11 protein-coding genes are annotated in these 14841 nt (G+C 68.8%); 5 read left to right on the top strand and 6 right to left on the bottom strand.

The genetic code is table 11. The annotated features are described in order from the left end of the window. Nucleotide 1 precedes the first annotated feature (1 nt). Entirely contained in the window at nucleotides 2–2299 is a 2298-nt protein-coding gene (locus tag ABZY89_RS17830) for an FdhF/YdeP family oxidoreductase (protein WP_355229307.1), read from the bottom strand. Nucleotides 2300–2520: 221 nt separating this feature from the next. Here ABZY89_RS17830 and ABZY89_RS17825 point away from each other — a divergent pair, with 221 nt between their 5' ends. Next, nucleotides 2521–3684 carry an acyl-CoA dehydrogenase family protein gene (locus ABZY89_RS17825; RefSeq protein ID WP_355229305.1) on the top strand — a complete coding sequence of 388 codons (1164 nt, stop codon included), beginning with the start codon at nucleotides 2521–2523 and terminating at the stop codon, nucleotides 3682–3684. Here the strand turns inward: ABZY89_RS17825 and ABZY89_RS17820 are convergent, their stop codons facing one another. From ABZY89_RS17820 to ABZY89_RS17800, 5 genes are read right to left on the bottom strand one after another with little or no spacing between them, the layout of a single operon-like run. Further along, nucleotides 3685–4275, bottom strand: coding sequence for a TetR/AcrR family transcriptional regulator (locus ABZY89_RS17820; RefSeq protein ID WP_355229303.1), 591 nt, complete (start codon nucleotides 4273–4275; stop codon nucleotides 3685–3687). 53 nt (nucleotides 4276–4328) lie between these two features. Next, nucleotides 4329–4814, bottom strand: a complete 486-nt coding sequence (locus tag ABZY89_RS17815; protein ID WP_355229302.1) for a (2Fe-2S)-binding protein — start codon at nucleotides 4812–4814, stop codon at nucleotides 4329–4331. A gap of 25 nt (nucleotides 4815–4839) precedes the next feature. Beyond that, nucleotides 4840–7119, bottom strand: coding sequence for a molybdopterin cofactor-binding domain-containing protein (locus tag ABZY89_RS17810; RefSeq protein ID WP_355229300.1), 2280 nt, complete (start codon nucleotides 7117–7119; stop codon nucleotides 4840–4842). Between the two features lie 2 nt (nucleotides 7120–7121). Continuing rightward, nucleotides 7122–8357: an oxygenase MpaB family protein gene (locus ABZY89_RS17805; protein ID WP_355229298.1), complete on the bottom strand. Its 1236-nt coding sequence runs from the start codon at nucleotides 8355–8357 to the stop codon at nucleotides 7122–7124. 12 nt (nucleotides 8358–8369) lie between these two features. After that, nucleotides 8370–9578 (bottom strand): oxygenase MpaB family protein, encoded by a 1209-nt coding sequence (locus ABZY89_RS17800; protein ID WP_355229296.1) that lies wholly within the window; start codon nucleotides 9576–9578, stop codon nucleotides 8370–8372. Between the two features lie 158 nt (nucleotides 9579–9736). Here ABZY89_RS17800 and ABZY89_RS17795 point away from each other — a divergent pair, with 158 nt between their 5' ends. The 4 genes from ABZY89_RS17795 to ABZY89_RS17780 all read left to right on the top strand — a co-directional run bounded on the left by ABZY89_RS17795 (nucleotide 9737) and on the right by ABZY89_RS17780 (nucleotide 14723). Next, nucleotides 9737–10378 (top strand): TetR/AcrR family transcriptional regulator, encoded by a 642-nt coding sequence (locus tag ABZY89_RS17795; RefSeq protein WP_355229294.1) that lies wholly within the window; start codon nucleotides 9737–9739, stop codon nucleotides 10376–10378. Nucleotides 10379–10489: 111 nt separating this feature from the next. After that, on the top strand, nucleotides 10490–12040 hold the full coding sequence (locus ABZY89_RS17790) for a long-chain-fatty-acid--CoA ligase (RefSeq protein ID WP_355229292.1): 1551 nt from the start codon (nucleotides 10490–10492) through the stop codon (nucleotides 12038–12040). A gap of 7 nt (nucleotides 12041–12047) precedes the next feature. Beyond that, nucleotides 12048–13553, top strand: coding sequence for an acyl-CoA synthetase (locus ABZY89_RS17785; RefSeq protein ID WP_355229290.1), 1506 nt, complete (start codon nucleotides 12048–12050; stop codon nucleotides 13551–13553). A 63-nt stretch (nucleotides 13554–13616) separates the two neighbouring features. Next, nucleotides 13617–14723, top strand: a complete 1107-nt coding sequence (locus ABZY89_RS17780; RefSeq protein WP_355229288.1) for a sterol desaturase family protein — start codon at nucleotides 13617–13619, stop codon at nucleotides 14721–14723. Nucleotides 14724–14841: the final 118 nt, after the last annotated feature.

The following is a 14841-nucleotide window of genomic DNA, read 5'->3' as shown; positions in this document are numbered from 1 at the left end:
GTCAGCTGCTGGGGGTGACCCTGACCTTGAGGTTCTTCATCAGCGGCTGGTCGCTCTGGACGCTGTAGTCGCTGGCCCCGATCAGCACGTTCATCTCCGGCATGTAGCCCGCGGCGCTGCCGCGAGGAAGGTCGTAGCGCAGGGCGCGGTAGCCGCGAAGCGACCGGACGCTGCCGTCCTTGGCGGTGGCGACGATGTCGACCAGGGAGCCCTCCGTGATCCCGCGCGAGCGCATGTCGTCCTCGTGCATGAGGATCAACGTGCGCAGGTTCTTGATGCCCCGGTAGCGGTCGTCGTCGGAGTAGATCGTGGTGTTCCACTGGTCGTGGGAGCGCATCGTCTGGAGCACGAGTACGTCATCGTCAGCCGGGATCACATCCGGCAGCGGCGTCGCGGCGAACTCCGCACGGCCGGACGGCGTGTGGAAGACCAGCTCGCGGGCGGGCTGCTTGAGCCGGAAGCCGAGGGGAAGGCGGACCCGGCGGTTGAAGTCCTCGAACCCGATCAGGGCCTTGGCCATCACGTCCCGGATCCGGTCGTAGTCCTCGACCCACGACTCCCACGGGCTGGTGCTCGCAGGCAGGGTCGCCCGCGCCATGCCGGCGATGATCGCGGGCTCGGAGCGCAGATGAGGTGAGGCCGGTCGCTTCATCCCACGGGAGAGGTGGACCATGCTCATCGAGTCCTCGACGGAGGTCTCCTGGAGGCCAGCGGCCTGGTGGTCCTTCTCGGTGCGGCCAAGGCAGGGGAGGATGAGCGCTGTGCGGCCGTGGACGAGGTGGCTGCGGTTGAGCTTGGTGCTCACCTGGACGGTCAGCTCGCAGTTGCGCAGGCCGCTGGAGGTGTAGACGGTGTCCGGCGCGGCCATGACGAAGTTGCCGCCCATGCCGACGAAGACCTTGACGTCGCCCTCGTTCATGGCCCGCATGACGCCGACGGTGTCGAGGCCGCGCTCCTGCGGCGGGGTGATGTCGCAGACCTCACCCAGCCGGTCGAGGAACGCGGCGGACGGCTTGTGGTCGATGCCGCAGGTGCGGTTGCCCTGGACGTTGCTGTGGCCGCGTACGGGGGAGGGGCCGGCGCCCTCGCGGCCGAGGTTGCCGCGCAGGAGGAGGACGTTGACGATCTCGCGCACGGTGTCGACGCCGTGCTCGTGCTGGGTCACGCCGAGGCACCAGCTGATCAGCGTACGGTCGGAGGCGGAGTAGACGGCGGCCGCGTTGCGGATGTCGTCCTCGCTGAGCCCGGCCTGGTGGGTGAGGTCGGCCCAGGAGGTCGACTCGACCAGGGACCGGTAGGCCTCGAAACCCGAGGTGTAGCGCTCGATGAACTCGGTGTCGAGCGCCTTCGGATCGGTGCGGTGCTCCTCGAGGAGCACCTTCGCCATGCCGCGCAGCAGAGCCAGGTCGCCGCCGGGGCGGACCTGCAGGTTGAGGGTGCTGGTGCGGGTGGCCTTGTTGAGCGCCATGTCGACGAACTCGTGCGGGATGATCGCCTTACGGGCGGCGGCCTCGACCAGCGGGTTGATGTGCACGATCTGGGCGCCGCGGTCGTACGCCTCGGTCAGCGCGGTGAGCATCCGGGGAGCGTTGGAAGCGGCGTTGACGCCCAGGATGAAGAGCGCCTCGGCGGTCTCCCAGTCCTCGAGATCCGCGGTGCCCTTGCCGGTGCCGAGGGCGGCGGTGAGGGCTCGCCCCGACGCCTCGTGGCACATGTTGGAGCAGTCGGGCAGGTTGTTGGTGCCGAACTCGCGCGCCCACAGCTGGTAGAGGAACGTGGCCTCGTTGCCGAGCCGGCCCGAGGTGTAGAACGCGGCCTCGTCAGGGCCGTCGAGCCCGCGCAGGGTCTCGCCGACCAGCGCGAACGCGTCTGCCCAGGAGATCGGGACGTAGCGGTCGCTCGCCTCGTCGTAGACCATCGGCTCGGTCAGCCGACCCTGGTCTTCGAGCTCGAAGTCGGACCAGGTCTCCAGCTCCGAGACCGTGTGGGTGGCGAAGAAGTCGCGGTCCACGCGCTCGCCCGTCATCTCCCACACGACGTGCTTCATGCCGTTCTCGCACAGGTCGAGCTTGAGCCCCTTCAGATCGTCGGGCCAGGCGCAGCCCGGGCAGTCGAACCCGTCGTTCTCGTGGTTCATCTTGAACATCGCCCGGGTCCCGGAGACGACGGCATGCTCGCGGGAGAGCACCTTCATAACCGAGGTCGCCGCGCCCCATCCGGCCGCCGGGTGGTGGTAGTCGCGCTGCTTCCACTCACCCGTGGGCACGGGCCCCTCGCCGGAGGTGTCCTGGTCGACCATCTCGCGCTCCTGTGCATGTCGTTTCCGCGGGCGAAGGGTGGTGTGCCTCGCCTCGTTGTCGACGCTAGTCCCGCCGGGCACGTCATCGCGAGCGTCCACGAGCCCGGCGGCGCGATCGTGTCGGCCCCGACAGCCTCGACGGTGACCGGGGACAAGCGGTCCGCTCTTGACAGAGATTTGAAATCTAATACGATTTAAAAAAGAGCAGATCGGAGTAGCTGATGAGCGGTGCCATCCCCACGGATCGCAGCCTGTACGAAGACGACCACGAGGCGTTCCGGGAGACCGTCCGGGCGTTCGCGGACAAGCACGCGGCGCCCAACGCCGAGCGGTGGGGCCGGGAGGGCAAGGTCGACCGCTGGCTGTTCACGGAGGCGGCGAAGGCGGGTGTCCTCGGCTTCAACATCCCCGAGGAGTTCGGCGGGGGAGGCACCCGCGATTTCCGGTTCAACGCGATCTTCGGCGAGGAGCTGGCCCGTCACCCGGTCTCCGACGGCCTCGCCGGCGTCGGGCTCTCCAACGACATCGTGATCCCCTACTTCACCGACCTGACCGACGACGAGCAGAAGCGCCGCTGGCTTCCGGGCATCGCAGCCGGTGAGCTGATCGTGGCCGTCGCGATGACCGAGCCCGGCACCGGATCGGACCTCTCCGGCATCCGCACGAGCGCAGTCCGGGACGGCGACGACTACGTCGTCAACGGCTCCAAGGTCTTCATATCCAACGGACAGAACGCCGACCTGGTCGTCACCGCAGTACGCACCGGTGATGACCGACACAAGGGCATCAGCCTCCTCGTCATCGAGGCCGACGCCCCCGGCTTCAAGCGCGGCCGCAACCTGGAGAAGGTCGGCCTGCACGCCCAGGACACCAGCGAGCTCTTCTTCGAGGACGTACGCGTCCCGGCGGCCAACCTGCTCGGTGAGGAGGGCAGCGGCTTCCTCGGCCTGATGCGCAACCTGCCTCAGGAGCGGATCTCGATCGCCGCCAACGCGGTCGCCGCCTCCGAGGGCGTGCTCGAGCGCACCCTGACGTACGTCAAGGAGCGCCAGGCCTTCGGCAAGCCGATCGGGTCCTTCCAGAACACCCGGTTCGAGCTGGCCGACATGGTCACCGCCGTCCGGGTCAGCCGCTCCTACATCGACGACCTCCTCGCCCGGCACTCCCGCGGCGAGCTGAGCGCCGTCGACGCCGCAGCCGCGAAGTTCTGGACCACCGAGCAGTACGTCCAGATCGTCGGCCGCTGCGTCCAGCTGCATGGCGGCTACGGCTACATGCTCGAGTACCGGATCGCGCAGGACTACCTCGACTCCCGGATCACCACCATCTACGGCGGCACGACCGAGATCATGAAAGAGATCGTCGGCCGCGACCTCGGGCTGTGATCAGGAGCCGGTGACCGTCCGTCGCACCATGTCCTGGGCGACGGCGATCACCTCCTCGAGAGGGCGGACCTCGGGCCGCCACCACTCGAGGACCCAGTTGAGCGAGCCGAGCAGGAGCATCCGGAAGGTCGTGGCGTCGAGGTCCTCGCGGATCGCGCCCTCCTTCCTGGCCGCGTCGAAGAGGTCACGCCAGTAGTGGCTGTAGAGCGACTCCTCGGCGGCAGGCCGATCCCGCAGCGCCTCGGGCACGTGCCGGGCGTTGCGGATCGAGGCGGTCGCGTAGTCGGAGATCTCCAGCTCGTAGCGAAGGTGGGCGTCGATGGCGGTCATGATCCGGTCGAGGGGAGTGGTGCCGTCGGGGAGCGCCGCGACGACCTCCTCGACGTGGATGCGGACGTCGTGCGCGCCGGCCCACATGACCTCCTCGACCAGCTCGTCGCGGGAGGCGAAGTAGTAGTAGATCGCCGGTGCCTGGACCCCGGCCACGTCCGCGACCTCGCCCAGGCGCATACCGGCGTACCCTCTCTGCGAGAGCACGGTCGCCGCCGCGTCCAGGATGCGTTTGCGGGTCTTCTCCGACTTCGATGCCACACGGGAAATTCTAATACAGATTCAGTTTCGTGGCGCCAATCACATCCGCGGAGTCACATTCGCGCTGCGCCGTCGGCGATCGCCCGGCGAATCCGCGGATAGGTGCCGCAGCGGCAGATGTTGCGGATCGTATCGAGGTCGGCGTCGGTGACGGTGCGCCTCTCCGCCGATACCCGCCGCACCAGGTCGACGGCGGCCATGATCTGGCCCGGCTGACAGTAGCCGCACTGGGCCACGTCGTGGTCGAGCCATACCTGCTGCATCGGGTGCAGTCCGTCGGGCCCCTCGTCGACGGTCGCGGGGAGCCCCTCGATCGTGGTGACCTCGTCGTCGGGCCCCAGGTCGGACACAGGAACGGCGCACGGGTTGAAGGCGCGGCCGTTGAGGTGCGAGGTGCAGGCCTTGCATACGTTGATCCCGCATCCGTACTTGGGACCGGTGACGCCGAGCAGGTCGCGGAGCACCCAGAGCAGGCGTACGTCGTCCTGGACCTCGACATCGATCTGCTCGCCGTTGAGCCGGAAGGTGTGGGTGGGCACGTGCCCTCCTTGTGGATTCAGTCTTTCAATCGATGTGGTCGAGGCCGTCGGTCGGCGAGGCCGGTACGGGCGGGACGGTCGGCTTGGGCTCGAAAGCGAGCGTGTCGTGGTTGATCGGGAAGTCGGTGGGCATCGTTCCGGTCGCCCGGCCGTACGCACAGGCGACCGCTGCCATCGAGGCGGCCACGCCGAGCTCACCGGCGCCACCGGGCTCGCCGGAGCCGGGCACGATGACGACGCGTACGTCCGGCGGGGTGTTCCATTGCCGGGTGTAGAAGTAGTTGTCCCAGCTCGCCTCGAGGAAGTGCCCGTCGCGCAGGTGCAGGCTGGAGGTGAGCGTCTGGGCGATACCGTCCATCAGGCAACCCATCATCTGCGCCTCCAGACCGCGGGGGTTGACCACGGTGCCGACGTCGACGGCGATGACCGCCTTGGTGACCCGAGGGCCGGTCACGGCATCGCGGATCTGGCGGCCGACGGTCTCCGGGCGGCAGTCGATCTCGACCAGCACGGCGCTGGTGGAGTGGTACTCACTGTGGAAAGCGATGCCTTGGGCGACCCCGTTCGGGAGCGTACGTCCCCACTCGCCGGCCTCGGCGACCCGGTCCAGGACCGCGCGGTCGCGGGCGTTGCGCAGGTGGTCGCGCCGGAAGCGGTACGGATCCCTGCCGGTCCTGGCGGCGAGTCGGTCGACGATCAGCTCGCGGGCACAGGTCATGTCGGGGGAGTAGACGTTGCGCATCGAGCCCGTGTTGAACCCGGTGTCGGTCTCGTTGAGCACCCGGGTCGCGGGCCCGAAGTTGTAGGGCATGTTCTGGGAGAGCTGGAAGAAGACCTCGGAGAAGGCCCGGTCGCCGACCGGCAGCTGGGCGGCGAGGGAGGTGATGATCTCCCCGAGGCCGTGGCCGAGGTCGGTCGAGACGCTGGTGTGGGACTGCTGGTAGCCGAGCACCGTGCTGCCGGCGTACGCCGCCCGCACCCGCGACCTCGCCATCGGATGGGCGCGGCCCTGACGAGAGTCGTCGGCCCGATGCCACATCAGCTTGACCGGCTTGCCCAGCTTCTGGGAGACCTCGGCCGCCTCCAGGGCGGCATCGAAGAAGAGCCGGCGGCCGAACGACCCGCCACCCTCGGTGACGTGCACCCTGACGGCAGGGATCGGCAGGCCCAGCCGGGCGGCGATGGTCTCCTGGGCGACGATCGGCGACTTCAGGGACGACCAGATCTCGGCTCGGTCGCGACGTACGTCGGCGATGGCGCAGTTGGTGTCCAGGGCGCTGTTGGAGCGGAACCGGAACGTGAAGGTGGCCTCCACCGTGGGGGTCAGCGGTGGAGGGCCCAGCGGTGCCTCGGCGCGTCGCAGCTCCTCGAGCACCGCGTCGTCGTCCTTGCCCTCGGCGGCGCCCGCTCCCCAGGTCACCTTCAGCGCCCGGACCGCGTCGATGCACTGGCCGAAGGTGCGTGCCCGGACGGCGACCCCGGTGGAGATCGTGACCACGTCGGTGACGCCGGGCATCGTGCGAACGTCCTCGGCGTTGGCCACCGAGCGGACGGTGCCGTTGATGGTCGGAGGGCGACAGACCATCGTCGGCAGCGCCTCGGGCACCTCGAGGTCCATCGTGAACTTCTTGCGCCCCGTCACGGCGGCCCGGGCGTCGACCCGGTTGCGCGGAGTGCCGATCACCGTGAAGTCGGTGTCGGGCTTGAGGGTCACGTTCACCGGCTCGGTGCGTACGCTCGCGGCGCGAGCCGCCAGGTCGCCGATCGGGATCCGTCGGCTTCCGCCCACGACCAGGCCGTCGGTGATCGTCAGCGCCGCGGTCCGGGTGCCGAGCTCGGCTGCGGCAGCCGCCAGCAGCCGGGCGCGGGCGATCCCCGCGGCGACCCGGATCGGGATGTAGGTGGCGATGGTGGTGTTCGACGCGCCGGTGAGCTGGTTGAAGAGCAGCTCGGGCCGGGCGTCGGCGAGGGTGACATGGACCCGGTCGAGCGGCACGCCGAGCTCCTCAGCGATCAGCATCGCCGAGGATGTGGTGATCCCCTGGCCCACCTCGGCGCGGGGGAGTGCGAAGCTCACCGTGCCATCGGTGCCGACCTCGACGGTGATCAGGCTCGCCGTCGGGATCGCCGCGACCGTCATCATGTCGTTGAGGTCGAGGATCTCGGTCGGCTCGGGCCACGGGATGCCATCGGCGACCGGACCGGTCGCCCCGGCGGGCTCGGCCAGTCCGAGATCGGCCGCCGCGACGAGCGTCGGGGCGGCGAGAACGTAGCCGAGGAAGGTGCGTCTGCGCAGCTGTTCCACGGTCAGAAGCTGCGGTTGCCGTCGGGGATGGTGATCGCGGTGCCCTGTCCCTTGGTCAGGTAGAACATCAGGTACCGCCGGGCGACCTCGTCGATGGTCCAGGCCAGCGCCGGCGCCAACGGCAGGCTGACCGCACCCTGGCGGATCTTGATGAACCACGGCCAGGCGGCCCGGATCGCCGACTCCCAGAACGGATGCCTGTCGATGCCGTCCCAGTCGGCCACCCGGTCCCCGACGAGGAACCTGGCCAACGCGTCGACGGCCGGCCGCGAGAACGAGCCAGGGCTGGTCTGCTCGGCGAGCTGCCCGAGCAGGATGTCGGTCAGGACCACGCCCTCCGAGGTCGGGCCCAGGATCGGGTCGAGCAGCTGGTCGGACTGCTGGTTCGCGGCCTCCCAGGTGGCGGGGATGTACTCGGCGGGGACTCCGAGCATGTAGGCGTTGACCTGCCAGTTGTGCAGGTAGCCCTCCTTCTGTGCGGAGGTCATGTCCAGATCCCACTCGACGAGCTTGCGCATCGTCCAGGTCGCCAGGCTGTGCCAGGTGATCATGATGTCGCCGATCGAGATCGGGATCTGCTGCCCACCGCTGGTCTCGACCCAGTGCGGCGACTCGGGAAGCAGGTTGCGTACGGCCGCGTGCACCATCCGAGTCTTGACGGCCTGCGCCTGGGCCTTGCCGTCGGGCTCGTACGCGTTTGGGTCACCGACAGCGAAGCCGAGCATGCTGGTCTTGGCGACCCGGTCCTCCATGTCTGCGCCGCCCTTGGAGTAGTAGACGGCTCTCGCCTCACGCGGGATCGCGGTCGAGAGCATCCCGCCGCCGGGCCCGTTGCAGAGGTTGAGGAGCAGGCCGTTCGACGTGTTGAAGGCCGCGGCGGCACGCAGCTTGGCCATGTCCGCCCACTCGGGCAGGCGGCGCGCCCGCGCCATCCAGTCCCGTACGTCACCGGGCAGCCCGTCGGGGAGCGGCTGGCTGTTGTGGTTCCAGCCGAGGATGGCGGCGTTGACGGCGGGTACGTCGCCACGATCGAGGACGGCGCCCATGAGGTGGTCGATCTCTTCGTCCCACAGCCATTGAGGGTCGATGCCGGTGCCGGTCCCGGCCACGGACAGTGCCGGGTCCCAGGTCCAGGGGACGGCGGCCCGCGCCGCCGCCATGGGGCCGCCCAGGGAGGCGACCGTCCCGGCGGCGATGCTGGAGGCGATCAGGAACTTACGTCGGCTGAGCTCGTGCATGATGCTCCTCGGTCAGCTGGGGTAGTTGGGGTTGTTGCCGGTGGGGATCTCGATGCTGATCTGCTCGCCGCGAGCGAGGAAGAGCAGCACGGCCTTCCGCAGGAACTCGTCGAACATCCAGTAGGTCGGGGGTGCGAGCGAGAGTGGCTGGCCGGACTCGCGGAAGGCGACGAACACGGGCCAGCCGACCTTGATGGTCGTGTCGAGGGCGGGGTGGCGGGGGAGCTCGAGCCACTCGGCGACCTCGTCGCCGAGCATGAACCGGCTCATCGACTCCAGGGCGGGGCGGGTGAAGAGGGTGCCGTCGATCTCGGCGCCGAAGTCGAGCAGGATGTCGGCGAGCGCGACGCCCTCCTCGGTGTGGGCGAGCAGCGGGACCAGCACCTGCTCGCGCTGGCTGAGCGCGTCGGCCCAGGTCGCGGGGATGTACTCGTCGCGGACGCCCAGCATGTGGGCCGTCACCTGCCACACGTGCAGGTAGCCCTCGCTGAGATCGGCAGGCCGCTCGACCTCCCACTCGTCGAGCTTCTGCCACACCGAGGAGGCCAGGCTGTGCCAGGTCACCATGATGTCGCGCTGGCTGATCGGGATCTCCTCGTCGGCGGCCGCCACCCAGTGCGGCGACTGGGGGAGGAGGTGGCGGACGGCAGCGTGGATCAGACGCGTCTTCACGCAGGTCACGATCATCTCGCCGCCCGGGCCGTAGGCGCCGTCGACGCCGATGTCGTAGCCCAGCTTGGCGGTCTTCTTGATCCGGTCGCGCATGTCGCTGCCGCCGTAGGAGTAGTAGACCGCTCGTGCCTCGCGGGGGATCGCGGTCGACATCATGCCGCTGTTCATCCCGTAGAGGACGCCGAGGTAGAGCCCCCAGCGCTCGGTGAACTCGAACGCGTCGGCGAGCTTGGCCTGATTCGCCCATGGCGGAAGCTGTCGTGCCGACTCGATGAAGGCGTACAGATCGCTGGGCAGTGAAGTCGGGGTCGGCTGATCGTTGCGTGTCCAGCCGCGCAGGGCGTCGTTGACGGCATCCACGTCGCCGTGCTGAATCAGGTCGGCCACCACCTGGTCGGCCTCGGGGTCCCACACCGTCGCCGGGTCGGTGCCTGCCCCGACACGTGCGATCGACGCCGATGCGGGCCAGGTCCACAGCGGCGCGGTCAACGCGGCGGCGCCTACCGTTCCGCCCGTGATCAAGAGCTTCCGTCTGCTGAGGTCTGCCATTGCCACCACTCCTCATCATCGAGTCTTCGAAGTGATCCGTGTCACTTCGGCCCTGATAGCGTAGAGCCACTATCGGCAAACTGCCAGTAGCAATTGGCAGTTTGCCGATAAAGTGTGTCGGGGCGGCATGGCTGGTCCGGCTGAGAGAGGATGGGGCGATGGCAACTCCGCGAGTGCGCATGCAGGCCGACCGCCGGCGCGACCTGATCGTCGTGGCGGCGGCGCACGTCTTCGCCGAGCGTCGCTACGACGACGTGTCCACCACCGAGCTCGCCCGGGCCTGCGGAGTCAGTCGAGGCTTGCTCAGCCACTACTTCCTGACCAAGCGAGATCTCTACCTCGCCGTCATCGGCCGCTTGGTCGACGTGCCGCGACTCCCGATGCCCGCGTACGTCGAGGGGGCAACTGTCGAGGACCGAATCGGCCGCAGTGTGGCCGAGTGGGTCGACATGGTCGTCGCTCGCAAGGACGCATGGCTTGCCGTCTCCGGCTTCGTCGGTGAGTCCCGCGATGAGGAGATCTCGAAGATCCTGGAGGACTACATCGAGCGTATGGTCGACCAGATCTGCGAGCTTGCCGGGCTGCATGCGGTCCGTGAGCACCCGGCCGTGAGGACGGCGTTGCACGGCTATTCGGCTTTCGCGACGACTGTGACCCGGCGCTGGCTGCTCAGTGCGGACGCTCCTCGAGGGCAGCTGGAGCGGATGCTCGGCGACACGCTGGTCAGTCTGGTCCGGGTCACCGTCCCCGCGCTCACTGGCGACCAGGGCTCGACGCGACCGGGTCCGGCCTCCGCCTGACCCGGTCGGGGCCTCTGTCCGAGACGACCCTTGCGCTCGAATATGAATCTGTATTAAAAAATGCTGTGACGGAAACCACACAGCATGGTTCCGACAGGGAGAGGGAGACCGATGACCGACCGAGTTGCGCAGGCCCCGGCCTGGACGTTCCGCAGTCACTGGATGAGCCAGACCGCCGGTCACGCGGTGATGCGGCCGGATGCGACGGCCTTGCGCTTTCTCGGCGTGGACACCACCTGGCAGCAGCTGCACGAGCGATCGCTGAGTTTCGCCGGCGCGCTGCGGGGGCGCGGCGTCCAGCAGGGCGACCGGGTGATCCTGCTGACCCTCAACCGGCCCGAGTTCGTCGAGGCGGTCTTCGGGATCAACAGCCTGGGCGCGATCGCGGTGCCGGTCAACGCCCGACTGGCTCCGCCCGAGATCGTGGGTCTGGTCGAGGACAGCGGGTCGACCGTCATCGTGACCGAGCAGCTCCTTGCCCCGCTCGCCGCGGCCGTCGCTGCGCTCGCGCCTGCGCTGAAGACCCAGGTCGTCATCGGCGAGGCCGAGGGGATGGAGACGTACGAGAGCCTGGTGGAGGCCAGCGACCCGATCGAGCTCGGTGACATCCCCGAGGACTCGGTGGCGCTGATCATGTACACCTCCGGCACCACCGGGAAGCCCAAGGGCGCGATGCTGACGCATCACAACATGCAGATGCAGGCGCTGACCTGCATCCGCGCCAACGACGTCGGCGACGAGTCCGACATCGCGTTCATGACCGCGCCCTTCTTCCACATCGCCGGGCTGGGCTCGCTGGCCGCCAACTTCGTGCTCGGCATCCCGAGCGTGATCCACCCCCTCGGCGCCTTCGACGCGGGCGAGGTCGTCGACGCCTGGGAGCGCGAGGGCGCCACCGTCGTCTTCAACGTGCCCCAGCAGTGGCAGGCCATCTGCGCGCTGCCGGGCATCAAGGAGCGCGACCTGAAGCTGCGGATCATCTCCTGGGGCGCTGCCCCGGCCTCCGAGACGCTGCTCGAGGCGATGGCCGACACCTTCCCCGACGCGCTCAACGTGGCCGTCTTCGGGCAGACGGAGACCTCGCCGATCACCTGCGTGCTGCGTGGGGAGGAGTCGCTGCGCAAGCTCGGCTCTGTCGGCCGCCCGATCCCGACGATCCAGTACCGGATCGTCGACGGCAAGATGAACGATGTGCCCGTCGGAGAGGTCGGCGAGATCGTCTACCGCGGCCCCTCGGTCACCCGGGGCTACTGGAACAACCGCGAGGCCACCGAGAAGGCGTACGTCGGTGGCTGGTTCCACTCCGGCGACCTGGTCCGCCAGGACGAGGAGGGCTTCGTCTGGGTCGTGGACCGGGCCAAGGACATGATCATCAGCGGCGGCGAGAATATTTACAGCGCCGAGGTCGAGAACGCCATCCACGCCCATCCGGCGGTGCTGGAGGCGGCCGTGGTCGGCCGCAGCGACGAGCGCTGGGGCGAGGTGCCGGTGGCGTACGTCGTGCCCAAGCCGGGCGAGAGCCTCGATCTCGAGGGGCTCAACGAGTTCCTCACCACCCGGCTGGCCCGGTTCAAGCTCCCCAAAGACCTCGTCGTGCTCGAGGTGCTGCCGCGCAACGCCGGTGGCAAGGTGCGCAAGACCGAGCTGCGGACCCAGGGCTGAGGCGTTCATGTTCCCCGGAGTCTGGGCCGCACGCACTCCTGACAAGCCCGCCATCGTGATGGCGGGGTCGGGGCGGGTGCTCACCTACCAGGAGCTCGAGGACCGCAGCCTCCAGCTGGCGCGACACCTGCAGTCCTGCGGGCTGCGGCGCGGCGACGTGGTCGCGCTGCTGACCGACAACCGGCCGGAGGCGTACGAGGTCTACTGGGCGGCGCTGCGCTCGGGGCTCTACGTCACCGCGGTCAACAGCCACCTCTCCGCCGACGAGGTCGCCTACATCGTCACTGACTGCGGCGCGAAGGCCCTGGTGGTCTCCGCGGACGTCCCCGCGGTCGAGAGTTTGAAGGTCGAGGTGGCCCACCGGCTGGCCTACGGAGGCGAGGTCGCCGGCCATGGCTCCTACGAGGCGGCGCTGGCGGCTGCCGGTGCCGGGTCGATCGAGGAGTCCCACGGCGACGACCTGCTCTACTCCTCGGGCACCACCGGGCGCCCGAAGGGAATCAGATCGCCGCTGCCGGATATCACCGTCGGGGAACCGGGCTACGTCTACCCGCTGGTCTTCGGCACCACGTACGCCTTCGACGACTCCTCGGTCTACCTGTCCCCGGCGCCTGTCTACCACGCGGCGCCGCTGCGGTTCGGCGGTGTGGTGCACGCCTATGGCGGCACGCTGGTGATGATGGAGCGCTTCGACGCCGAGCAGGCGCTGGCCACGATCGAGCGTCACGGCGTCACCCACACCCAGATGGTGCCGACGATGTTCGTGCGGATGCTCAAGCTGCCCGAGGACGTACGCCGCTCCTACGACGTCTCCTCGCTGCGATGCGTCGTCCACGCGGCGGCGCCGTGCCCTGTCGAGGTCAAGCGCCGGATGATCGAGTGGTTCGGCCCGATCGTCGAGGAGTACTACGCCTCCACCGAAGGCATGGGCGCGACCGCGATCGACTCGGCGACCTGGCTCGAGCACCCCGGCTCCGTCGGCCGCCCGATCATCGGCGTTCCGCACATCGTCGGCGAGGACGGGCGTGAGCTCGGTCCTGGCGAGGTCGGGGCGATCTACTTCGAGCGCGACGACCGGAGCTTCGCCTATCTCGGTGACCCCACCAAGACCGACGCCGCCAAGCACCCGGAGCATCCGTCGTGGACGACGGTGGGCGACGTCGGCTATCTCGACGAGGACGGGTTCCTCTACCTGACCGACCGGGTGGCGTTCACGATCATCAGCGGCGGCGTGAACATCTATCCGCAGGAGATCGAGGATCTCTTCAGCCTCCATCCGGCCGTCGCCGACATCGCCGTCATCGGTGTCCCCGACGAGGAGATGGGGGAGCGGGTCGCCGCCTTCGTTCAACCCGCCCAGGATGTCGAAACGGGTCCCGCCCTCGAAGAGGAGCTCACCGCGTACGCGCGTGACCGGATCGCCCATTACAAGGTCCCGCGCGAGATCCACTTCCGTGACTCGCTCCCGCGGACGCCCACCGGGAAGATGGTCAAGCGTCGCCTGCTCGAATGACTCCTGGGAGTTGAGTACGTGGACTCAGGCGGCGACGGTGCGCCGGCGGCCAGAATTTGAGCCATGCTTCGTCACCATCTGCTCGCTCCCGCCACCTCGTGCTTCCTGGGCGTCCTGAGCCTGGCCACCGTGCTCTGCTTCCACTTCCCGGAGCTGCTGACCACCCGTGAGTTCCGCGCCGTCTACACCGAGGACTTCGCGCGTACGCTGCTGCTCGTCGGCCTGGCGGCCGCGTTCTTCGCCGGCACGATCGCGGTGCTGCGCGACCAGCACAAGCGGATGGCCTTCATCGGCGTCGGGACGGCGACCGCCGCGGTGCTGCTCGGCGGCACCGAGGTCCCGTTCGACGGCCCGGTCGACGACACACCGTTCTCGCTCGGCCTCGACTGGTTCGTGCTCGCCCTGTTCTTCTCCGCGCTGGTCTTCATCCCGCTCGAGCACGCCTTCGCGCGCCGCCCGGTGCCGGTCTTCCGACCCGGCTGGCGCACCGACGCCTGCTACTTCTTCATGAGCCACGTCCTGGTCCAGCTCATCCTGATCCTGGTCACCACCTCGACGTCGCTGGTGGTCTCGTCGGTGAAGGTGCCGGGCGTACAGGCCTGGATCGACGACCTGCCGTTCCTTGTGGCCTTCCTGCTCGCCGTCTTCCTCGCCGACCTCGCCCAGGCGGTGCTGCACCGCTGCTACCACCGGATCATGGTGCTGTGGCGCTTCCACGCGGTGCACCACTCCAGCCCCGAGCTCGACTGGCTGGCCGGCTCCCGGGTCCACTTCGTCGAGACTGTGCTGACCCGCAGCATCGTGCTGCTGCCGCTGCTGTTCCTTGGCTTCTCGACCTCGGTCGTCAACGCGTACGCCGTGCTGGTCGGCATCCAGGCGGTCGTGGCGCACGCCAACCTCGGCATCCGGTTCGGCTGGCTGGAGTACCTCATCGTGCTGCCGCGCTACCACCACTGGCACCACGCCCGTCACCTCGACTACTGGGACCGCAACTACGCCATCCACCTGCCGGTGATCGACATGCTGATGGGCTCCTTCAAGCTGCCGCGCGACGGCAGCTGGCCCGAGGAGTACGGCGTCCTCAAGCGCGAGACCGTCCCCGTGGGGATCGTCGCCCAGCACGTGGCTCCGTTCCTCGGTCAGCGGACCTTCGACGAGTACGTCCGCTGACGCGACCGCCCGCGGGACGGAGCGCAGGGCGAGCAGAGTCTGGTGCGCGCCGTCGGAGGGACGTACTTCCCACTCGCGCTGGTCGCGCGGATGCCGTACGCGATGATGGTCGTCGGTG

This window comes from Nocardioides sp. NPDC006303 (assembly GCF_040613175.1).
In the GTDB taxonomy this organism is placed as follows: domain Bacteria; phylum Actinomycetota; class Actinomycetes; order Propionibacteriales; family Nocardioidaceae; genus Nocardioides.
Note: the sequence above shows the minus strand (reverse complement) of the source record. Positions and strands in the feature narration are given on the sequence as shown.